The organism is Haladaptatus sp. CMAA 1909 (assembly GCF_043952005.1).
Taxonomy (GTDB): Archaea; Halobacteriota; Halobacteria; order Halobacteriales; family Haladaptataceae; genus Haladaptatus.
In genome coordinates this window covers 39,929-61,600 of record NZ_JBIOAV010000002.1, presented here as the reverse complement: position 1 = coordinate 61,600, position 21,672 = coordinate 39,929, and the positions used below count along the sequence as shown (strand labels likewise).

Annotated in this window: 20 protein-coding genes; 11 read left to right on the top strand and 9 right to left on the bottom strand. The window is 62.6% G+C overall.

Annotated elements, in window-relative coordinates:
- Positions 1 to 15: 15 nt before the first annotated feature.
- The 5 genes from ACGYLY_RS18385 to ACGYLY_RS18365 form a co-directional block, all read right to left on the bottom strand.
- The gene (locus ACGYLY_RS18385; RefSeq protein ID WP_395284346.1) at positions 16 to 1,071 is read right to left on the bottom strand and encodes a Gfo/Idh/MocA family protein; all 1,056 of its coding nucleotides are present in this window, start codon (positions 1,069 to 1,071) and stop codon (positions 16 to 18) included.
- Entirely contained in the window at positions 1,068 to 2,048 is a 981-nt protein-coding gene (locus ACGYLY_RS18380; RefSeq protein ID WP_395284347.1) for an LLM class flavin-dependent oxidoreductase, read from the bottom strand. Before ACGYLY_RS18380 ends, ACGYLY_RS18385 begins: the two co-directional genes overlap by 4 nt.
- Positions 2,045 to 2,902, bottom strand: coding sequence for a fumarylacetoacetate hydrolase family protein (locus ACGYLY_RS18375; protein ID WP_395284348.1), 858 nt, complete (start codon positions 2,900 to 2,902; stop codon positions 2,045 to 2,047). The genes ACGYLY_RS18380 and ACGYLY_RS18375 overlap by 4 nt, the downstream gene beginning before the upstream one ends.
- Positions 2,903 to 2,951: 49 nt before the next feature.
- Positions 2,952 to 3,794: an SDR family NAD(P)-dependent oxidoreductase gene (locus ACGYLY_RS18370; RefSeq protein WP_395284349.1), complete on the bottom strand. Its 843-nt coding sequence runs from the start codon at positions 3,792 to 3,794 to the stop codon at positions 2,952 to 2,954.
- Positions 3,795 to 3,866: 72 nt separating this feature from the next.
- Complete coding sequence (locus ACGYLY_RS18365) at positions 3,867 to 5,027, bottom strand: mandelate racemase/muconate lactonizing enzyme family protein (protein ID WP_395284350.1); 1,161 nt, start codon at positions 5,025 to 5,027, stop codon at positions 3,867 to 3,869.
- Between the two features lie 89 nt (positions 5,028 to 5,116).
- Between ACGYLY_RS18365 and ACGYLY_RS18360 the strand changes: the two genes are divergently transcribed.
- The 6 genes from ACGYLY_RS18360 (at position 5,117) to ACGYLY_RS18335 (ending at position 12,189) form a co-directional block, all read left to right on the top strand.
- Positions 5,117 to 6,805, top strand: a complete 1,689-nt coding sequence (locus ACGYLY_RS18360) for an amidohydrolase family protein (RefSeq protein WP_395284351.1) — start codon at positions 5,117 to 5,119, stop codon at positions 6,803 to 6,805.
- Positions 6,806 to 6,873: 68 nt separating this feature from the next.
- Positions 6,874 to 8,154 (top strand): neutral/alkaline non-lysosomal ceramidase N-terminal domain-containing protein, encoded by a 1,281-nt coding sequence (locus tag ACGYLY_RS18355; RefSeq protein WP_395284352.1) that lies wholly within the window; start codon positions 6,874 to 6,876, stop codon positions 8,152 to 8,154.
- Positions 8,155 to 8,249: 95 nt separating this feature from the next.
- Positions 8,250 to 9,590 (top strand): aminotransferase class III-fold pyridoxal phosphate-dependent enzyme, encoded by a 1,341-nt coding sequence (locus ACGYLY_RS18350; protein ID WP_395284353.1) that lies wholly within the window; start codon positions 8,250 to 8,252, stop codon positions 9,588 to 9,590.
- Between the two features lie 118 nt (positions 9,591 to 9,708).
- Positions 9,709 to 10,734, top strand: coding sequence for an ABC transporter permease (locus ACGYLY_RS18345; RefSeq protein ID WP_395284354.1), 1,026 nt, complete (start codon positions 9,709 to 9,711; stop codon positions 10,732 to 10,734).
- Positions 10,735 to 10,737: 3 nt separating this feature from the next.
- Positions 10,738 to 11,775 (top strand): ABC transporter permease, encoded by a 1,038-nt coding sequence (locus ACGYLY_RS18340; RefSeq protein WP_395284355.1) that lies wholly within the window; start codon positions 10,738 to 10,740, stop codon positions 11,773 to 11,775.
- A gap of 156 nt (positions 11,776 to 11,931) precedes the next feature.
- Positions 11,932 to 12,189, top strand: a complete 258-nt coding sequence (locus ACGYLY_RS18335; RefSeq protein WP_395284356.1) for a hypothetical protein — start codon at positions 11,932 to 11,934, stop codon at positions 12,187 to 12,189.
- A gap of 67 nt (positions 12,190 to 12,256) precedes the next feature.
- Here ACGYLY_RS18335 and ACGYLY_RS18330 read toward each other — a convergent pair whose 3' ends face one another.
- Entirely contained in the window at positions 12,257 to 12,700 is a 444-nt protein-coding gene (locus ACGYLY_RS18330; RefSeq protein WP_395284357.1) for a plastocyanin/azurin family copper-binding protein, read from the bottom strand.
- 176 nt (positions 12,701 to 12,876) lie between these two features.
- On the opposite strand from ACGYLY_RS18330, the gene ACGYLY_RS18325 reads away from it, so the two are divergent.
- The 3 genes from ACGYLY_RS18325 to ACGYLY_RS18315 all read left to right on the top strand — a co-directional run bounded on the left by ACGYLY_RS18325 (position 12,877) and on the right by ACGYLY_RS18315 (position 16,907).
- Positions 12,877 to 13,080: a hypothetical protein gene (locus tag ACGYLY_RS18325; protein ID WP_395284358.1), complete on the top strand. Its 204-nt coding sequence runs from the start codon at positions 12,877 to 12,879 to the stop codon at positions 13,078 to 13,080.
- A 115-nt stretch (positions 13,081 to 13,195) separates the two neighbouring features.
- The gene (locus ACGYLY_RS18320) at positions 13,196 to 15,088 is read left to right on the top strand and encodes an ABC transporter substrate-binding protein (RefSeq protein ID WP_395284359.1); all 1,893 of its coding nucleotides are present in this window, start codon (positions 13,196 to 13,198) and stop codon (positions 15,086 to 15,088) included.
- A gap of 406 nt (positions 15,089 to 15,494) precedes the next feature.
- On the top strand, positions 15,495 to 16,907 hold the full coding sequence (locus tag ACGYLY_RS18315) for a hypothetical protein (RefSeq protein ID WP_395284360.1): 1,413 nt from the start codon (positions 15,495 to 15,497) through the stop codon (positions 16,905 to 16,907).
- A 68-nt stretch (positions 16,908 to 16,975) separates the two neighbouring features.
- Here ACGYLY_RS18315 and ACGYLY_RS18310 read toward each other — a convergent pair whose 3' ends face one another.
- The gene (locus tag ACGYLY_RS18310; RefSeq protein WP_395284361.1) at positions 16,976 to 17,743 is read right to left on the bottom strand and encodes a sugar phosphate isomerase/epimerase family protein; all 768 of its coding nucleotides are present in this window, start codon (positions 17,741 to 17,743) and stop codon (positions 16,976 to 16,978) included.
- Positions 17,744 to 17,831: 88 nt separating this feature from the next.
- Here ACGYLY_RS18310 and ACGYLY_RS18305 point away from each other — a divergent pair, with 88 nt between their 5' ends.
- Positions 17,832 to 18,815: a carbon-nitrogen hydrolase family protein gene (locus ACGYLY_RS18305; RefSeq protein ID WP_395284362.1), complete on the top strand. Its 984-nt coding sequence runs from the start codon at positions 17,832 to 17,834 to the stop codon at positions 18,813 to 18,815.
- Positions 18,816 to 18,845: 30 nt separating this feature from the next.
- Here ACGYLY_RS18305 and ACGYLY_RS18300 read toward each other — a convergent pair whose 3' ends face one another.
- Positions 18,846 to 19,508: an RraA family protein gene (locus ACGYLY_RS18300; protein WP_395284363.1), complete on the bottom strand. Its 663-nt coding sequence runs from the start codon at positions 19,506 to 19,508 to the stop codon at positions 18,846 to 18,848.
- A gap of 50 nt (positions 19,509 to 19,558) precedes the next feature.
- Positions 19,559 to 20,728, bottom strand: coding sequence for a hypothetical protein (locus ACGYLY_RS18295; protein ID WP_395284364.1), 1,170 nt, complete (start codon positions 20,726 to 20,728; stop codon positions 19,559 to 19,561).
- A gap of 104 nt (positions 20,729 to 20,832) precedes the next feature.
- Between ACGYLY_RS18295 and ACGYLY_RS18290 the strand changes: the two genes are divergently transcribed.
- Positions 20,833 to 21,636: a creatininase family protein gene (locus ACGYLY_RS18290; RefSeq protein WP_395284365.1), complete on the top strand. Its 804-nt coding sequence runs from the start codon at positions 20,833 to 20,835 to the stop codon at positions 21,634 to 21,636.
- Positions 21,637 to 21,672: the final 36 nt, after the last annotated feature.

Here is a 21,672-nt window from a genome sequence, read left to right as displayed (position 1 = left end):
ATCGCGAATATCTCGTCACTCGACGGCGACCCATTCGTTCGTCTCGGCGGACTCGTAGGCGGCGTCGAGGATTTTCAGGACGTCCAGTGCGGCGTCGAGGCCGACGGGCGGTTCGTCGCCCGACTCGCAGGCGTCGAAGAACGCCTCCATGAACTCCCGTCCGGGGCGGCCGCCGTATCCGGGTGCCGGGTCGTAATCGTGGACGATGGTTCGGTGGGGCGTGCTTCCCCACTCGTCGCCGAACGAGTCGAGTTCGACCGTCGTCTCGCCGTCGAAGCCGAACTCGCGGCCCATCGGGTCCCAGATGCTCCGCCCGCGGGTTCCGTAGAGGTTCAGTTGCGTGTCGTACAGTTCCTCGCCGAGGTAGTAGCCACACTGGAGCGTGCCGAGCGCGCCGGACGCGGATTCGAGTTGGACGACCGCGCCGTCCTCCACCGAGACGTTGGGCGTCCCGTGTGACGTTCGCGCGTCCACCCGGACGATCGGCTCTTCGAGGAGCCACGTGAGAAGCTGTATCCAGTGGATTCCGAGCCACTGGAGGATTCCGCCGCGACTCGCGTCAACGTCGAAGATGAAGTGCGACGTGTCGCGGTAGTCCAGTTTCGACGCCATGAAACGCGCCTCGAACGCCCTGAGGTCCCCGTAGAACCCGGTTTCGAGGAGTTCGTTCAATTGCTCCGTGATGGGGTGTCCCTGCCACGTGTAGGAGACGCCGACCGTCACGTCCGCGTCCGCGACGTACCCGACGAGCGGTTCGAGTTCGGCGGCGGTGCGCGCGACCGGTTTCTCGGTATAGACGTGCACCCCTGCCTCGACGGCCAATTCGATGACCCTCGGTGTCTTCCGGTTCGAGAGGCTAATGACGACGGCGTCAACGTCCTCCTCGGCGAGCAGCGTCTCGGGGTCGTCGTAGACGGGGACATTCTCCAGTCCGACCACGCTCGCCGGGTCGAACGTCGAGTCCGATTCGCACGCGCACGTCACGTCGACGGGAAGGGTTTCGAGCGTCGCGAGGTAGGGTTCGCAGTGGTGGTGGTTCAACCCGATGTAACCGACGGTTTCGACGCTCATGCGAACGGCGGGATGACCTCCTCGCCGAACCGTTCGAGGCAGTCGAGGGTGAGGTCCTGTGGCTGGCCGGGGAACTGACATCGGATGTACACCTGGTCCACGCCGAGGTCCTCGTACGTTCGGAGCTTCTCGACGCAGTCGTCGGGCGTTCCGATGACGAACTTCTCCTCCAGTTCGTCGTAATCGACCTCGACTTCGTGTTCGTCCATGTACGTCTGGCCCCAGCGGGCGTACATCCGGTAGAGCGTCAGCAGGTACGGTTCGATGGTGTCGCGCGCTTCCCCGACGGAGTCGCCAATGAAGCAGTCCCGCATGAGTATCACGTCGTTCTCCGAGCGGTCCATCCCGAACTCGTCCAACGCGTCCTCGTACACGCCGATCTGGTGTTTCAGATCCTCGGTCGTAGAGGAGGCGCTTGCGATCCACCCGTCGCCGCGGTAGGCGGCGCGTTTGATGGCGATGTCGGCGTGCCCGCCGATCCAGAGCGGGATGCCGTTCTCGGGTCGGGGGCTGATGAACACGTCGTCGAACGACCAGTGTGTCCCGTCGTGAGTGACGCTCCCCTCCGACCAGAGGCGTTTCAGCAGATGGAGCGCCTCGATGAAGACCTTGCTCCGCCCCTTCGTCGGAACGCCGAACGGTTCGAGTTCGCGCTCGCGGTAGCCGATGGCGGCACCGAAGCGCATCCGACCGCCGGACAGTTCGTCGATCATGGCGACGTACTCCGCGAGGTGAATCGGGTTGTAGAGCGCGGGCAACATCGCCATCGTGGACAGTTCGAGCGACTCGGTGCGCGCCGCGAGCGCCGACAGCGCCGTGATGGGTTCCACGAACCCCTCCTGGTGGATGTGTCGCTCCCCGAGCGACGCGCCGTCGAACCCGACGTCCTCCATCAGTTCGGCCTGTTCGTAGAGGTCTGCCGCCTCGAAATCGCTATCCGGCGTGTAGTACTGGTTGAGGAAGACGCCGAACTTCATGGCGACTCCACCGTATTCGTGAGGGTACCGACGCCCTCGACTTCGACTTCCACCGTGTCGCCCGGAACCATCTCGCCGACCCCGGCGGGCGTGCCGGTGAGAACCACGTCTCCTGGCGCGAGCGTCACGAAGTGCGAGACGTACGACAGGGCCTCGCCCACGTCGAACACGAGGTCGTCGGTGTTCGACGACTGGACGACGCTTCCGTTCAGCCGCGTCTCGATGCTCGCGTTGTCGGGGTCCACACCCTCGCCGACCGGCGTCACCCGCGGACCGAGCGGCGTGAACGTCGCCATGCTCTTCGACCGATACCACGGGTTCGCGGCGTCGAGGTCGTCGTACTGAACGTCCCGCGCCGTCACGTCATTTCCGGCCGTGAATCCGAAGATTCCGTCTCGGGCTTCCTCGGGACTCGCGCGGGAGAGGGCGTCGCCGACGACGACGCCGAACTCGCCCTCGTAGTGGAGGTTTTCGACCGCCGGGTGTTTGACCACGGTCGATTCGGGGGCGGTGATGCTGGTGGGCGACTTGGCGAAGAAGACCGGTTCCTCCGGCACGTCGAACCCGCCCTCCTCGGCGTGGCCGACGTAGTTCAAGCCGATGCCCACGAGGTTCGTCGGCCGTTCGACGGGCGATTCGAGCGTGATTTCGTCCACCGAGAACTCCGCTCCGGTCGCCCGTTCGAGGAGCGAATCCCAATTGTCGCCGTCTGCGAGGGCCGCGTCGAGCGACGTCGATTCGGTTTCTATCGTGCTGACGATTCCGTCGTCTACCACACCCAACTGCGTAGCCGACGCAGCTGTGTGCCGGAAGCTACAGATGTGCATGCCGTTCGACTCCCCCGAGGAACCCATCGCTAATGTACCTTGTGATGGGTTCGAATACCACGGCCGAAAGAAAGAATCAGTCTCTGACCGGACGGTCGTCAGCGTCGTAGATGGCCGTCTGGAACGTCGAATCCAATCCGGCGGTCAGTCCGCCGTCGACCACGAGGTTCGTCCCGGAGACGAACCCCCCACGGTCCGACGCCAGAAACAGCGTGGCTTCCGCAATCTCCCTCGGTCGCCCGAACCGCCCGAGCGGGTACTGGTCTATCCACTCCTCGCGCGCCGTCTTTCCCCCTCCCTGTCTCTCCTCCGTCTCGGTCATCTCGTCCTCCCGGTTTTGTGTCTCGATGGTGCCCGGCGAAACGATGTTCGACCGAATCCCGTACCGCCCGTATTGCGTCGCGATGTTCCGCGACAGCGACAGAATCCCGCTCTTGGCCGCGGAGTACGCTGTGAGGCCGATGCCGAAGATACCATTCACCGACCCCATGTGGACCATCGACCCGCCGCCGTTCTCGACCATCACCGGAAGGAGTTCGCTCGCGACGAGGTACTGTCCCTTCAGGTTCACCTCGATGTTTCGGTCGAAAACGTCCTCGTCGATTCGGTGGAGGTTGTCGTCCCGGATCATGCCCCCCGCGTTGTTCACGAGAACGTCGACGGTGCCGAACTCGTCCAGAGCGGCGTCGACCATCGCCTCGACCGCCGCCGAATCCGTCACGTCGCATTCGATGCCGAGGGCGTCGCCGCCGCCTCCGTCGGAGATTTCCGCCGCCACCTCGTCGATGTCCCCCTGTTCGCGCGAGCAGATGACGACGTCCGCGCCCGCCACGGCGAAGTGTTCCGCTATCTCCCGTCCGATACCTTTCGACGCCCCCGTGATCACTGCGGTTTCACCCGCAAGCTCGTTGTCGCTCATGATTACCATCTGATACAGACAGGAGCGGCGTAATAACCGTTTCGCACCCCCGGACGAAAAACGAACCGTGCCTCAGATACGGTACGCGTCGAGTTTGTCGGGGTCGATTTCGACGCCGAGTCCCGGCGCGTCGGGGACTGTCATCGAACCATCCTCGATGACGAACGGGTCCTCGATGACGTCGTCCTCCCACCCGTAGTAAACCGTGTCCGGCGGGAGCGAAAACCCGGGAATGCCGTACACCGCGTGGAGAATCGCCGCGGTGCGGACCCCGAGGTCGAACGCGCAGTGGTGGGTGTACGGCAGTCCGGCGTCCTCCGCGATACTCGCGGCCTGTCGCAGTCCCGCGATTCCGCCCAACGGCGTCATGTCGAGGACGGCCACGTCCACCGCACCGGCCTCTATCAACCCGCGGAGGTTGTGCGGGATGTATGTGTCCTCGTTCGGGCCGATTGGCTGGTCGATGCGTTCGCGCAGTCGCGCGAGTGAGGTGTGCGAATCGACGCGAATCGGCTGTTCCATGTACTGGAGGTAGATTCCGGCGTCCGACAGCGCCGCGCCGACGCGCACCGCTTGGTCGAGCGTCCACCCCTGATTGGGGTCGAGTCGGAACTCCAGTTCGCCGTCCACCTCGTCGTGCATCGCCTCGATTCGCGCCACGTCCTGATTCCAGTCCCGTCCGGCCTTCGTCTTCAGGACGCTGTATCCCTCGTCCAGCACTTGGGCCGCTTTCACCCTCGACTCCTCCGGAGAGAGGATGCCGAGACAGTAGGCGAACTCGACTTTTCCGGCGCTCTCGTACTCACTCACGTGGTTTCGATGCTTCCGCGAGGCCGAGTCGGGGGCCGTCCATCCGCCGAGCAGTTCGTAGACCGGCTTTCCGAGCGATTTTCCGACGATGTCCCAGCAAGCGAGTTCGATGGGAGTGAAAAACAGGTCGACGTTCGTGTACTCGATGAACAGGAGACGGCGGAGCGATTCGGTTTCGAACGGCGAGTGACCTTCGACCATGGGCGCGATGCCGTCTTCGAGGACGGAGATGGTCGCCTCCGGGGAGAGGAACACGCGCATCTCGCCCCACCCCGAGATTCCCTCGTCCGTATCGACGCGGACGAGGATGCGGTCCATGTCGGTCAGTTCGTTGTGGTTCGTCACGTATGGGGCGATGCCACCGTCTTCGAGGTCCACGAGCGGAACGTTCACGGCGAACGCCTCCACACCGGTGATTTCCATGGTTCCGAATGAGTGATGAAGGTCTTAAAACCCGTGGTCGCCGCGACCGAGAGCTTCTTTTAGCCCCGGCTGAGTACCCCGTACTGACGATGTTTGACTGTCACATACACACGGGGTTGAGCCCCGTTACGCTGACGCCGACCAGTCCGCGGGAGGACCGCGACCGGTTCGCCGACTGGCTTCGGGAACTCGCGCCGACGCTCGGAATCGACCGGTTCTGCGCCATCATGCAGACCATGGGAACCGACGTCGAAACCTGCCGGAAATCGAACCGGACGATGGCGGCGCTCGTCCGCGAAAACCCGGATTTGCTACACGGGTGGGCGCGGGTGAATCCGGAATGGGAAGACGCCACGAGGGAGTTTCGCCGCGCTATCGAGGAGGACGGCCTCCTCGGACTGAAACTCACCTACGAGGTGAAATGCGACGACCCGCGGGTGTTCCCGCTGGCCGAGGCGGCCATCGATATGGACGTCCCCGTCAAGATTCACACGATGCAGCGCGTCGAACGGCGCGAGGAACTGCCGAACGAATCGTTCAGCGACGAGGTGTTGGCGCTGGCAGAGGAGTACCCGGACCTGAAGATACTCGCCAGCCACATCGGCGGGGGCGGCGACTGGGAGTACCGAATAAAGAACATCCAGCATCAGGAGAACGTCTTCCTCGACATCAGCGGGAGCGTCTGTGACGCCGGAATGGTCGAGATGGCCGCCGAGTACCTCGGAACCGACCGCCTCGTATTCGGCACGGACAACTCGCTCTACAGTTGCGTGGGGAAACTCCACGGCAGCGACCTGACCCCCGAAGAAAGAGGGACAATCGCGTACAACATGGCGTCGCTCCTCCGCGGCGACGACCCGTACGGCTATTCCGACGAGGAACTGGCCGACCTGCGGGAGAAGGCGGTCGAACGGTTCCGCGAGTCGGACCGCAAACGGGCGAGTGGCGACGTCGTGGACGCGAACGCGTATCTCGGCCACTGGCCGTTCCGCGAACTCGACGCTTCGGCCGACGGCGTGCTCGAAACGATGGACGAGACGGGAATCGACACGGCGGTCGTTTCGTCGTTGGAGAGCGTCTGTTACCGCGACGTTCACCCCGGAAACCGGACGTTGGCGGCGGCGATAGACGGCCACGAGGACAGATTCGTCCCATTCGCGACGGTCAACCCGCGGTACGCTGCGTGGGAGGAGGATTTGGAGGAGTGTGTGGAGGAACTGGGAATGCAGGGGGTGAAACTGCTGCCGAACTACCACGACTACGACCTCGACGACCCGGCGGCCGTCGAACTCGGCCGTCGCTGTGCGGACCTCGGCGTGCCGGTGATGCTCGTGGCGACGCTCGAAGACCAGCGGGGTCGCCATCCTCGATTCGAACTCCGGGGATTCGAGGACTTCCGCGGCAAACCCGCACGGTGGCGCGACGAACAGGTGGACGCCGTCGTGTCGTTCCTCCTCGCGTGTCCCCGAACCGACGTCGTCGTCACGGACGCGTGGCAGGATGCCTATCGAATCAAGACCGAGACGCTCCACGAGCGGCGCGCGATGGTCGCGGACGGCAAGTCCGGCGACCTGCTGTTCGTTCTCGGCGACCTGTTCATCGACCATCCCGGCCAGTTGGAGAAGGTCGTGAACGAAATCGGGACCGACCACCTCGTCAGCGGACCGGGTGTTCCGTTGACCGTCTTCGAATCCGGTTACGTCGTCCCGTATTTGCCCGTGGACGACGATGCCGCCGACGCCGTTCGGAGTGGCAACCTCCGCTCGTTGCTGGACTGAGTTTCCGGACGCGCCGAGTTCCGGGACGCACGTTTATTATCCATGCCCGTCACGGTACGCTGACGAGCATGACTCATGCAGACAGCGGTGCGGCGAGCGAGACGAACAGTCACCCGTGGCGGGTCGGAACCGCGACGGCGACCATCACGCCCGACGACGAATCGTTGCCGCTTGCGGGGTTCGCCGCCCGCGACGGCCCGATGGAGGGAATCGACCAGGACGTCCACGCGAAGGCCGTCGCCATCGAGGATGCGGCGGGAACGCGACAACTGATGGTGAGCGTGGAGATACTCTCGGTGCGGCCGTCGCTCCGTCGTTGGTTGGCCGAGCGATGTGCCGAGGAGTTCGACCTCCCGCCGGAATCGCTGCTCCTGACCGTGACCCACACGCACTACGCACCCGCGTACGGCGTTCGGGAGGACGAGTTGGTCGAGGACGCGGGCAACGAATCGCTCGAAGACGTTGACGAGGAGTCGCGACGAATCGCCGCGTATCGTGCCGAACTCGAAACGGCGCTCTTTTCCGCGGTGGAACGAGCGCTCTCGGATCTCGAACCGGCCGAACTCTCCCACACCCGCGGTCGGTGTTCCATCGCCATGAGTCGCCGTCGGCCGACGGAGGACGGCATCGCCTTCTCGCCCTATCCCGACGGCCCGACGAACCACGAAGTCCCCGTTCTCGCCGCCGAAACGGACGACGGCTTGAAGGCCATCGTCTTTGGCTACGCCTGCCATCCGACGTCCGTGAACGTCCACAACCGCGTCACCGGCGACTGGCCGGGGTACGCGATGGAGTTCCTCGAATCGGACCATCCCGACGCGACGGCCGTCTTCCTCATCGGGTGTGCTGGCGACCAAAAGGCGTACCCGCAGGGGTCGCTCACCCTCACGAAACAGCACGGCCGAACGATGGCGAACGCCGTAAGCGCGGTCCTCGACGCGCCGCGGAAACCGGTCGGCGGACCGCTCGAACGCTGTTTGGAGGAGACCACGCTGTCGTTCATCTCTCCGTCGGGAGGGGGGAACGGCGGGGATGAAACGGTGGCGACGAAACCCTATCCGGTTCAGGCCGTCGGATTCGGGTCGGATCTGACGTTGGTGGCGCTCGCCGGGGAGGCGGTCGTCGGCTACTCCCACCTCGTCGCGGACGAACTGTCGGGGGACGTCTGGGTCTCGGCGTACGCGAACGACGGCTTCGGGTACGTGCCGACGGTCCGCGTCCTGCACGAAGGCGGGTACGAGGCAAATCGAGCGTGGGGCAACCCGGGCGATTTCGACCCGTCCGTCGAGGAGCGCGTCGTGGAACACGCCTGCGCGCTGGCCCAACGCGTCGGCGCACGTCGGGAATAGAATTCGGCGTGCGGATTCAGCGTTTCTAGCGAGCAGGTTCTGTGTTCAATGTGAACGAAGCACTTATCATCACGGAACCGGCAACCCACCTACTAATGTCCGGAGATCCCTCGGTAGCGCCGGGTACTCGGTCGATAGAACGGTCGCGGGAACTGCAGGAGCGGGCCAATCGGGTCGTTCCCGGTGGTTCACAAACCGGGAGTAAGAGTCCGACACAGTTCGTCCACGGCGTCTCGCCGACCCATCTCGAACGCGGGAAGGGCTGTCGCGTCTGGGACGTGGACGGAAACGAGTACATCGACCACACGATGTCGCTCGGGCCGGTGACGCTCGGCCACGATTACCCCGAAGTGACGCGCGCCGTCGAGCGTCAGTTGACCGACGGGACGATGTTCACGCTCGAACATCCCCTCCACGTGGAAGTCGCGGAGTTGTTCACCGAAGTCGTCCCGTGTGCCGAGATGGTTCAGTTCGCGAAGAACGGGAACGACGTGACCACCCTCGCTGCGAAACTTGCTCGGGCGCACACGGGGCGGAACGTCGTCGCGACGTTCGGCTACCACGGTTGGCCGGACGTCTGGATGTCGAGCCATTCGAACCTCGACAGGGGAATTCCCGACGCCGTCGGCGAGTACACGGAGCGGTTCGAGTACAACGATATCGCCAGTTTAGAGCGGATTTTCGACGCGCACCCCGGCGACGTGGCGGCCGTCGTGATGGTCGCGGCGCACCTCGAAGCGCCGCGCGATGACTTTCTGAAACGGGTTCGGGAACTGTGTGACGAACACGATACGATACTCGTCTACGACGAGGTTCTGACGGGGTTCCGGTTCTCGCTCGGCGGCGCACAGGAGTACTTCGGCGTCACCCCGGACCTCGCCTGCTTCGCCAAGGGAATGGCGAACGGCTATCCCGTCGCCGCGCTCGCGGGGCGGGAGGACGTGATGACGACGCTGGGCGACGACGACTTCATGTTCTCGACGACGTACGCCGGGGAAGCCCTCTCTCTCGCCGCGGCGAAGGCGGCTATCACGGTTCAACGGTCGGAACCCGTCCACGAACACCTCTGGAAGCAGGGCGAGAAGATACGGAACGGAATCGACGAAATGGTGGCGTCGCTCGGCCTCGACTCGCGCGTTTCGGTCCCCGGATTCGCGCCCCACTCGACTATCGCGTTCGCCGACGAGAACGGCGACCCGGACACGATGGGAAAGAGCCTCTTCATGCAGGAGTGTCACGAACGCGGCGTTCTCTTCGCGGGCAGCCACCTTCCCTGCTACAGCCACGCCGATGAGGACATCGAGGAGACGCTGTCGGTGTACGAGGCGGCGTTGACGACGCTGGCCGACGCCATCGATGCGAACGACGTGGCGTCGCGCCTAAACGGGTCGCCGGTGGGGGCGACGCTCCGCCAACGAACCGGCGAAGAGGACTGAGTCGGTTCGACCCTCTGACCACCGAGGGTTACACATCGGTGGGTTCGTTTGACGATTTATGTCGGATAAGCGCACAAAAAACATATTAATGCGTTTGTGAGTATCTCTCACCGGATTCATGAACTATTACGCTCGTCGTATCGGACAAGCGCTTCTCACCCTCATCACCGTGATAACCGTCACGTTCGTGATGTACCGGATCCTCCCCGGAGGGCCGGTGGACGTGATGCAGGCAAAACTCATGTCCGGTGGGGGTCTCGGTTTGGAGAAATCTTCCCGCAGTATCGAAGAAGTGAATCGACTCGTCCAGATTTACACGAACGTCGAACCGGACGTCCCGATTTACGTGGCATACGTGCAATACCTGGAATCGATACTCTTCCACTTGGACTTCGGGCGTTCCATCTTCCTCAACGAACCCGTCTTCGACGTCCTCTTTCGGGCGATGCCGTGGTCCGTGTTCGTCAGCGTGTACGGGTTGCTGTCGGGTATCACGATGACCATCATCATCGGCGCGCTGATGGCGTACAAGGAGGGCGGGCGCTTCGACAAGACGATGACCACGGTCATCATCGTCATGCACTCGATTCCGTACTACGTCGGTGCCATCCTCATGCTGTCGTTTTTGGCGTACGACCTCGGGTGGTTCCCGACCGGCGGGCGGATGAACCCGGCGACGACGCCCGGGATGAACGTCCCGTTCATGCTCGGCGTCGTCCATCACGGCGCGCTCCCGATACTCACGGGGTTCATCCTCGGGTTCGGGGGCGGTGCGCTCGGCATGCGCGGCAACAGCATCCGCATCATCGGCGAGGACTTCGTCCGCGTCGCACAGCTCCGCGGCATCAGTAACAGCCGAATCGCGACGCGCTACGTCGGTCGGAACGCGCTCTTGCCCATGTACACCGGGTTCATGATGAGTATCGCGAGCATCTTCGGGAGCTCCATCATCATGGAGACCATCTTCCGATACCCCGGCGTCGGGTGGTACACGTTCGATGCGCTGATGAACCGGGATTACCCGCTGTTGATGGGGGCGTTTATCTTCTTCACCACCATCACCATCATCGGGATTCTCATGGCCGACTTCACCTACGGGTACGTGGACCCCCGTGCGACCGAAAAAGGAAAGGAGAGTTACTGAACGATGACCGAGAAACCGGAGATTCGATGCGACGGCGGCGAGGCGAGCGACAACGCGATATTCGAACTGATGGCCGAGAAGAAAACGGAACCGCCGACGGTCAAGGAACGCGCCTCTCGCATGTTCTACGACTACGTCGTCGTCACCGGGAAGATCGTCCTCAGCGACGTCCGAACGGTCATCGGACTGACGCTCATCCTCGCCATCATCCTGATGGGGACCATCGGCCCGCTGTTGGTGACCAAGCCCGCGATCGGCATGTATCCCCGAGATATCGGGCCGTTCCAAAGTACGAAATTCATACTCGGGACGGACGGTCTCGGTCAACCTATCGGCGCTCAAATCGTTTACGCGACGCCCGCGATGTTGAAGATGGCGTTGAGTGGAGCGGTGATCGCCACCGGAATCGGCGTCCTCATCGGTACCACGGCGGGCTACAAGGGTGGGAAGGTCGATACCGTCCTGATGACGTTCACCGACATCGTGTTGACGATGCCGGGTCTTCCGCTGATAATCATCATCGCGGCCATCTACCAGCCGAAAAACCCGTTCACGGTCGGGTTCATCCTCGCCATCGACAACTGGCCGGGACTCGCACGGAAACTCCGCTCCCAAGTGCTGACCATCCGCGAGGAGTCCTATGTCGAGGCGTCACGGACGATGGGGTTCTCCTCGAAGGACATCCTCCGGGGCGACATCGTCCCCCAACTGATGCCGTACATCACCATCAACAGCGCGAACGCGTCCCGCGCCGTCATCTTCGAGTCAGTCGGGTTGTACTACCTCGGCGTCCTCCCGTTCACGACGATAAACTGGGGCGTCATGATGAACATGGCGTACGAGAACTACGCGGTGACCAACTGGCACCTCCGCGGCCACTGGTTGTGGTTCCCGATGCTCACGCTCCTGGTGCTCTCGATAGGGCTCATCCTGTTCTCGCAGGGGATGGATCGGGTGTTCAACCCGCGTCTCCGGGCACGTCACTCGTCCAAATCGTCGGCGGAGGATGAGGGGGACGAACCGCGTAGCATCGCGCCCTAGCGGTTCCCCCTTCGAACCGACCCGTTCTCCTCACCAAACCGACGGATTTTCGGTACGTGACCGGGTATCCGTTGGTATGTTCGCCGCAGTCACCTTCCGACCCGCCGCCATCTCCGGCCCTTCGTCACGCCGCGTGACCAGCGGGAGGCGACGAACGTGACGACGGACGATAGCGCCGACGAGTTCTTCGATGGCGAGGAGGACGACAGCTTTCTCTTCCATCTCTGTGAGTATCGACCGCAGTTCGTCATGCTGTTGGGAATCTGTCTCGTCTTCCTCGCCCTGTCCGCCGTCTCTCTGCTGGTCGTCCGGCCGGGAACCGCGACGTACGCCGTCACCTTGTTGAACATCGCGGCGCTGCTCGTATTCTCGGCGCTGTTCGGCGGGATGGCTCTCCTCTGTAAGCGAATGTAGCAGTGGGGCTCACAGTCTTTCGCGGCGCGGTCGGAACGAAAATCGAAAACGGGTGAAATCGAACCGGCTACGACTGACTGATGCACGGCGCTTCCCAGTCGGATTCCGCGCCGCCGACCAGGACCACGCCGCACATGGCGTACTGCCCCGCATTGAGGTCGTAATACTGGTACACGCCCCGCTTGTCGAACGTCTTCGAGACGGTTTCGCCGCTCGGCACCTCCTCGCTGAACGACCAGTCCTTCGCGTCTTCGGTGTACGTGGTGCTCTCGATTTGGTGTGCGGAATCGCTCGTGTTCTTCCAGTGAACCGTCCCCTCGACGTTCACCTCGATTCTTCCGGGGGAGAACGCTTCGGCTTGAATTTCGACCGTCTCCTCGCCGCCCCTCTGCTGTGGCACGTCCTCGTCTACCGTCTCCGTCGTCGTCCCGACTTCGTCGAGGCTTCGGCCGACGCAACCGGAGAGCGGGAACGCGAGCGCTGTCGCAGCGAGTAACCTCCGTCGATTCATACGGGTATCGTGGTATGATAGCACATTAACTTTGTGTTCCGCTGGATGCCGATCGAACCGCGATCGACCGGATCACACACAGTCTTGCGGTCCTCACGGGAGGTGCACGCTCGGTGGAAGTGTTTCCACGGGGTGAGAAACGTTTATAAGTACTAACTCGGTTGATTCGGTGTAGCATGAACAACTTGGTCATCGTATCGGCGTTCGGCGTCTTCTTGCTGCTCATCGGCGTGGCAGTAGAGCAACTATTCCACAACGGTATCCTCGCGGGTATGTTCGGGATTTGGGGTGCCACGGCTATCGCGGCGAGCATCCTCGTCTTCGCCGGGTTTTGGCTCGCCCAACTGTACGAGGATCGCTCCACACTCGATTTTCAGTGATCGAACCGTTGATACATATTTTCCGGAAATTACATTTCTCGATCGGGATCTCGGTGAGACATGGTGGATGGATTGGGAAAACCTTATTAATGAGGAACATTATCCATGACTGAGGATGTCAAACAAACCCGATGGTTCGGGGAAGAGTCTGTCTCTCTCCCGACGACAAATCTTAGCAGCTAGCTCCGGTATCGCGGTCGGCCTCGCCGGATGCTCGGGCAACGACTCGAAGGGTACGTCGACGAACGACGCCACCAGTACGAGCGAAACGAACGGGGAGACGACGAACGGTACGACGTCGGGTTCGGGTGCGCTGGTGGACGCGTCGCCGACGCACACTGTCACTAAACTCCCCGACGAAATCAACTTCAACCGCTACGCACAGAACATCGAGTTCTCGAACTGGCAGTGGGACTACCTGCAGTCGAACTACTACACCAACGAGACCTACAACTGGTTGCTCGAGGATTTCAGTTACGACCCGAACTCCTTGGAGATGACGTACAAGTTCAAGGAGGACTTCTACTGGCAGGACGGCACGCAGGTCACGGCGGAGGACTACTACAACCAGCAGGAGATCGCCCGCCTCATGGATCCCGGGGCGAGCGACATCGAGAAGCACGTACTCGAAGACGACTTCACGATGGTGTCGAAGCGGAAGAAGGCGCTCAATCCGGTCCTCGTCAACGTCGAGGAGGGGCGACTCTGGACGCGACGCGACCAGAACCGGGAGTGGCTCGAAAAGTTTCAGGACGCATCCAGCGACGACAAACGAAAGAGCGTCACCAGCGAACTCATCGAATCCAAAATCGGTATCAAAGAGTTCGCCGATAAGGGGCTCTCGAACTCCGTGTGGAAGCTAAAGGACTGGAACGAACAGGAGTACGTCTTCGAGAAGTTCGACAAACACCCGCATGCCAAAGACGTCGAGTTCGACGAACTCAACTTCATCGTCTCGAAGGGCGGTTCGACCAATCAGTTGTTGAAGAACGACAAAATCGATTTCGGCGCGGGCATCTTCCCGCCGGATCTGAAGGGCGTCGCCCCGGACTACCTGAAGACCGTCATCAACTCGCGGGCGATTCAGTCGCGAACCATGGTCTTCAACTACAAGAACAAGCACGTCGGTCGTCGGGGCGTTCGCCGCGCCATCACCGCGGCGCTCGACTTCCCCGCGATGGGCAAGCGTCACCTCGACGCGAAGTTCGTCAAGAAACACCAGTCCGGTCTCCCCCAAGGTCTGGAGAACAAGTGGCTCGGCAACGATTACGTCGATTCACTCATCCCGTACTCGATGAAAGCCGACACGGACCAAGCGGCGGAGTTCATGCGGGAAGAAGGCTACAAGAAAGAAGGCGGAAAGTGGAAGGACGAGGACGGCGACACGGTGAAGTTCACGTACACCACGCAAACCGCCTCGGCGTTCGCGGCGTTCGGAAAGGAAATCCAGCAACAGTTGAACGGGTTCGGCTTCGACATGGAGATGCAGACCATGGACAACGTCACCTGGTACAAGGACTTCCTCAACGTGGACAAGTGGGACGTGACCACGTTCGGTCACGGATGGGAGTCGAACGAACCGCTCAACTTCTTCAACTACGACAACCACTACAAGATGCGCATCGGTACCAGTGGGCAGATAAAAGGCTGGTTGGACGACGGGGAGACGAACTCGCAGCTCAACGGTCGGCCCATCATCGCCACGGTCCCCAACTCGGTGGGGGCGACGACGGTCAGCGGGAGCGGGAAGGAGGTCAACCTCTACGAGATCATCAACGAGTTGAAAACGGCCCAGTCGGAGGACCGGACGGAGGAGATCGTGAAGACGCTGTCGTGGTACTTCAACTACGACCTCCCGCTCATCGACACGTACCCGTACACGCTGTCGTTCTGGGCCGACACGAAGGACTTCAAGATGCCCGAGAAGAGCGAGTCCGCGTACTACCAGAAGTTCGGCGGCTACTACAAGATGCTCCGCCGCGGACTCATCAAAGGCGTGCGCGAGTAATTTCCCGACCGTAGACGACGGATATCCTCCCGAAAACGGGAGTCGATAGCCTACCGTTTCGAGTTTTGCCACCCGTATCGATCGAGGAGTGGAATCGCCGGATTCGGAACCTGTGCTCGCTTTCACGGCCCTCGTTCTCCCGACATCCTTCGAGATGGCCACTGTAACTGCTGTCGGGAGACGCCCCACTCCCTTCGACACGACCGATTACGACTGAGGATGGTTTCGAATCTCAAATTAAAAAATGTTGTAACGATATCGTAAAACGATCGCAAGAAAGAGTTAAATACTGTGCGTTAGTTCGAAAATACGTACGTCAATGAGGTATACGTTAGCAAGCAACAGTACAGAAACAGCCGACGGCTCGGACGAGTCGTCGAGAACGACCACGCGGGACGGGACACCGATGGAACGTCGCAGGTTCCTACAGGCGGCAGGTGTGACGACGACGGGCCTCGCGCTGGCAAGCGGAGGGGCGAGCGCGAGCGAACACGACGTCGACGTGGTGAACATCGTCACCGATTACGGTGCCGACCCCACCGGCGAGGAGCCGATAAACGACGCGATGGACGCGGCGCTCGGTGACGGTGCGTCGAACGTCAGGGTGATTTTCCCGTCAGGAACGTACTGGGTCGACGGGACGCTCGCCTACGGCGACCTCGATTCGGTATCGCTGGTGGGCCACGGGGACGTAAGCATCGTCCCGACCGAGGGATACGTCGGCCACACGTTCATCCTCACCGGGACGGACGTCACCGTTCGCGGGTTCGTGTTCGACTATCGCAAGCCGGAGACCAAAGCGAGCCTCCTCCTCACCTGCGACGACGGATTGCTCCTCAGGGACGTGCTGTTCCGCGGAGTCAGGGACGTTCGCGCGGGAATGAATCACTGTTTCTACACCACGGTAACCGATCCGGACGGCAGCGGCCTCGTCGAAAACGTCCACTGTCCCGACGGCGTGAAGAACCTGGTTCGACAGGGCGGAACGTGGGTTCCGAACGCACACGCGGGCGAACTCCTGTTCCGACACTGCTCGTTCGAGCGGTTCTCGGACAACGCCATCTACGCGTCGGGCGTCTCCAACGACGACCACGGCGGCCAACACGGCGCGGTCAAGGTCGAACACTGCTACTTCCACAACAACAACATCTCCTCGATACGCCTCGGGTCGCCGGGAAGTTACGCGAAGAACTGTACGGTCGTCATCGACGACGCGGACGGCGGGCCGCCGGCGCTCTATCCGGACCTCGCCCCGGGTGGCATCGTCAACGCCCGCGCTGTCTGGCTCTGGTACGACTTCGACGGGAGCATCGAGAACTGCGACATCGTCATCGACCATCCGAAGGGGAGCGGCATCCTCTGGTACGAAAAGGACAACGCGGGCGAGTCGGCGACGGTGAAGAACACCCGAATCAAGATCGACGCGGACGCGCCGAGCAGCGACGAGTACACCGGCGAACCCGTCTTCCTCTGGGGTATCTGGGCGCGCGCCGAGGGCGAACCGCTGGAGTTCAAAAACGTCTCCATTACGGGGAGCGCCCCCGGTAACACGACGGTGAAGGTGGCCGACCGCGAAGCCACCTTCAGAAACTGCTGTATTCACCAGACCGGCGAGGACCGGGACGGGATCACGTTCGAGGACGCGAGCGGTTGGGTCCGCAACACGACGGTGAACGTCACCGGCGACCCCCTCGTCGCCGAAAACAGCGACGTGGAGACCCGACACCTCCGAACGCACGGTGCCTGTCCGCGGCCGACTGAACGCCATCGCCGTCATAGCAACCGCCGTAATCGTCAGCGACGTCGTCGCCATCGCTGAACGATACTGCCCCGCTGACAAACCCTCTCCAGATCACCGACATCCCCCACCGAGATACCCAACCCGAATCACTCGACGAACGCGGCGAACCGCTTCGTGCTGTAGTCGAGCGATTCGACGGGCGTCTCGGTCCTCCCGTTTTCGTAGATGAGCCACTCGGCACCGTTCTGCTTTGCGAGGTCCACGCACGCTTCGAGGTCGACGATACCCCTACCCGGGTCCACGTGAAGCGTCTCGTCCCCGTCCAACCTCGTATCGGTGAGATGGACGAGCGGCGCACGCTCCCCCACCCGTTCGAGCAGGGTGAGCGGGTCGTAGCCCGCGTGTCGCGCGAGGCCGGTATCCGGTTCGAACCGGAACGAATCGCCCGCCTCTTCCGCGAACGACTCGATCGCCGGTCGCCCGTCCACCGCGTCGAACTCGAAGGTGTGGTTGTGGTACAGCAGTTCGACGTTCTCCGTCGCCAGTTCGTCCGAGAGCGTCGCCAGCCGTGTCGCGGCCTCCTCGATGCCTTCTTTCGAGGCGAACGCGGTTTGCGCGTATGTCGGAATCACGAGACGGCCGACATCGAGCGTTCGACACGTCGATAGCGTCTCCCCCAACTCGGTTTCGAGGCGTTCGATACGAACGTGTCCGCCGACCGCCTCGATTCCCGTCTCGTCGAGGGCGTTCCGACACTGTTCCGCGTCGTCCACGAGGGTATCGAACTGCGGGTCGTACAGTTCGACCCCCCGGAATGCGGTGTCCCCGACGCGCCGAACGAGTTCGCTCGGTCGTTCGTGGAGGTCCCTGAGCGTGAACAGCTGAATGCCGATTTCGGCCATGTCGAGCGTCATCACTGCAACTGTATAGCCGTTTCTCTCGGGGCAACCGCACCGCTCGCCTTCGGAGAGGTTTATCGTGGCTCGGCCAAGAGGGTGAACGATGCGTGAAACACGAGTGCTTTCGTTCGCGTTCGACCCGCCGATGGAGGCGACCGACCGGGTGGAAACCAATCTTCGATACCTCCTCGAACTGCTCGACGAAGCGGAGGCGTACGACCCGGACTTCGTCTGCTTTCCCGAGTTCGCCCTCCAGTTGCGGTACGCGGGCGACGGCGAATCGCGGGACTCGGTCGCGCGACCGGTTCCGTCACCGGAGACCGACGCCGTCACCGAGAAGGCGGCCGCCCTCGATAGCCACGTCTGGTTGCCGATGCTGGAACGCGACGGCGAGACGTGCGCCAACTCGGTCGTTCTCATCGGCCCGGACGGTGAGATACGAGGGAAGACCCGAAAGTTCGTTCCCACGCTCGGCGAGTTGGATGACGGCGTCCGACCGGGAACCGCGATCGACGTCTGGGACACGTCGTTCGGACGCGTCGGGGCGCTCGTCTGCTGGGACGAGCGCTATCCGGAACTCGGCGTTCAGTTCGCACGACGGGGCGTCGATCTGCTGTTTCATCCCACGACGTCGCGGGCAACCCGTCGGTTCGAGACGTGGGCGGCCTACTACGGCTACCACGTCGTCGTCTGTGACAAACACCGTGCGACGACCATCACGCCGTCCAGTGGAAAAGTGGCGGCGACGTCTCCGAACGCTGGGAACCCGTCCATGGACCTCGGCGACGGAGCCACCGCTCGCGTCTCGTTCGCTTCGGTGAACACCGACTGCGGGTCGTACGGGAGTTTCCAGAATCGAACGCGGATGGACGAAATCCGGGCGCACCACGGCGGGTCGGTGGTGTTTCACGAACTCCCCGACGTCGCTACCATCGTGGTCGAATGTATCGACGATTCGGTGACGGTGGCCGACCTCGAACGCGAGTTCGGCCTCGAACCCATGTTCTCCCTCGAAGACCGCATTCGAACGCGGGCGTACGAGGCCGTCGACGGCAGTCCACTCCTTCCACCGCGTGACTGTGAATGATGTCAAAAAAAGCGGGATTGTTTCCGACGACTACGCCAAATCGCGTTCCTCGATGAGGTCGTTCGCGCCGGACTGGTCGGCCAACGACTCGCCGGATTTCATCCGTTCGATACGCTCCGCCTCCCGGTCCTTTTTGTCCCCACAGAGGTCGATTGCCTCGTCGATTCGGTCCTGCGGTAACACGAGGACGCCGTCCTCGTTACCGACGAGGGCGTCGCCCGGATTCACGACGGCGCTCCCGATCTGAACGCGGCCGTTTATCTCGCCGCCCAGCCCGAGGATTCGACACGTTCGCGTACTTCGCTCCCGTGCGTACACCGGAAAGTCGAGCGCCGCGATGTCGCGCGTGTCCGTCACGCTCCCGTCGATGACCACGCCCGCGACGCCGCTCGCGATGGCGGCGTGGGTCGTCAGTTCGCCCCAGCACGCGTTCGTTCCGTGCCCCTGCATGTCGATGACCAGTACGTCGCCCGGTTTCGCGATTTCCGTCGCCTTGTGAACCATCGTGGCGTCCTCCGGCGGGATGCGAACGGTCAGCGCGGACCCGACGAGCGTCACCTCGTCCGACATTCCCATGTAATCCAAACCGAAGGCGTGGCCGAAATCGACGTAGTGACCGAGGTCGTTCGGCGAGATGTTCGACAGCGTCGAGAGTTGGTCGTCGCTGGGACGCACGATGTCTCTGCGTATCATGGTCCCCCCTCACAGCCATCCGTAATAACTGCACCGAGGATTTGTCGAGGTCAGCGGGAGAACGCGGCTTCGACCCACTCCAGTTGCGCCTCGGTCATGAGACCGTGGTGGTAGACGAACACCTCGCCGTCGGGTTCGTCCCGAATCGCGCTCACGAGGTCGTGCAGTTGCGCTTGGCTCTCGATGAGCGACGGGTCGAGCGTGACGCCCACATCGACGGGAAGGCCCACGGTTCGCTGGAAGGCTCGGATCCGCTCCCGCGCGACGGACGGATCGGCGACGTAACAGATGGCGGTGATACGGTCGAGCGAGGGTTCGAGACGGGAGAGTTCGACCCCCGCGGGCCATCCGCTCCCCGGTTCGACGCCGGTGTGGGCCTCCATCGCGTAGTAGTTGAGCGGCACTTCGGACGCCGCGGCTAGTCCTCCGACGAACTCGGTGACGACCTCGGCGCGGAAGTCGAACAGTTCGCGGAGCGTTTCGGTTTCGTCCACGAGCGAATCGAGCGAGGGCGGTTCCTCGTCGGGACGGTCGAACGAGTGCTGCACCATTCCCTGGACGCGCTCGCGTGCCGCTTCCATGTCGACCGGATGGTCGCGTGCGGCATTTCGACAGCCGTCGCAGAAACACTGGGAGAGCAACACTTCCTCCGTCGTGGTCGTGATGGTCTGGCGTTTGTCGTGGCCGAACTCCGCCCCGTGTTCGTGGAACGCGCTCTGGAACCCGACCGACTCCAGTTGGATTTCGGCGACGCCGCGGTTCGATATCGCGGCAACGACGTCGGCGAAGTAGTTCCGTACCTCGGGATTCGACGGACAGAACGCGTGATCGTGGGCGTCGCCGAACGCGCTCTCGATGCGGTACTCGGGGTGTGCCGCGCCGAGCGCGGTGTTGTGGAGACACACCGTCCACGCGTTCACGTCGAGGCCGTGTTCGGCCGCCGTTCCGACCAGTTCCGCAAGCGGGTCGTCCATTCCGTCCACTGCAATCGGTCGGGGGTCGATCGGAGTGTCGTCGAACGCCGATTCGTCGGGGTCGAAGTAACAACCGCCGGAATGCCGTTCGAACAGGTTTTCGGGAGTGCGGGGGTTCATCGACCGAACCGAGTGGTAGTGGCTCGCGAGGTTTATCGCGTCGATACCGCGCGCGACGATGGCTTCGCACGTCTCGTCGGGTCCCTCCGCGGCGAGGTTCCACGGATACGTCCAGAGTGCGGGCATACTCCGAGCGAGGGAGACCGGTAGTAAATAGGTTTCCCGGCACGGCCGCGACCGCACCCATCGCCACGGAAACAACTAAACCCGCGCCCTTCGGTTTGTGTGCTATGGTATACGAAACCATCGGCTCATCACCGTGGTCGTGGGCGGGACGGACGGCACCCGAGATTCGGGACATCGCTGACCGAGATGGCTCCATCCTCGTCGTCCCCGTCGGTAGCATCGAACAGCACGGCGACCATCTCCCGGTTTCGACCGACACGGTTCTCGTGGACGCGGTCACGCAACTCGGGGCGGAGCGCGTCCACGACGATGTTCCGCTCCTGGTCACGCCGCCCGTCTGGTCGGGCTACTCGCCACACCACCTCCCGTTCGGCGGCACCATCACGCTGGAGTACGACGACCTCCTCCACACGCTGGAGGACATCGCCGATTCGGCGCTCGAAAACGGCTTCGACGCCCTCCTGCTCGTCAACGGCCACGGCGGCAACGCCTCGCTCATCAGCAGCGCCGTGAGTACCATCGGCGTGGACCATCCCGACCGGTCCCTCCTCGGCGTCACCTACTTCCAACTCGCCGCGCCGTTCATCGACGACGTTCGGGAGAGCGACGTGGGCGGCATGTCCCACGGCGGCGAGTTCGAGACGTCACTCATGCTCCACCTCCGCCCGGACCTCGTTCACGAGGAGCGGTTCGCGGGGACTCCCCACGAGGAACCATACGACCGGAGTTTGGACGACATGTTCCAAGGGGGTCCGCTTTCGGTGTACCGCTCGTTCGACGAGTATTCTGATTCGGGAGCCATCGGGGACCCGACCCTCGCAAGCGCCGAGAAGGGCGAGGAAATCTACGGCCTGTTGGGCGATGAACTCGAAGCGATACTGCGCCAGATTCACGACGAGTCCGCCTGACGCGTCGATACAGCTATTACCCGTTCCATTCGACTA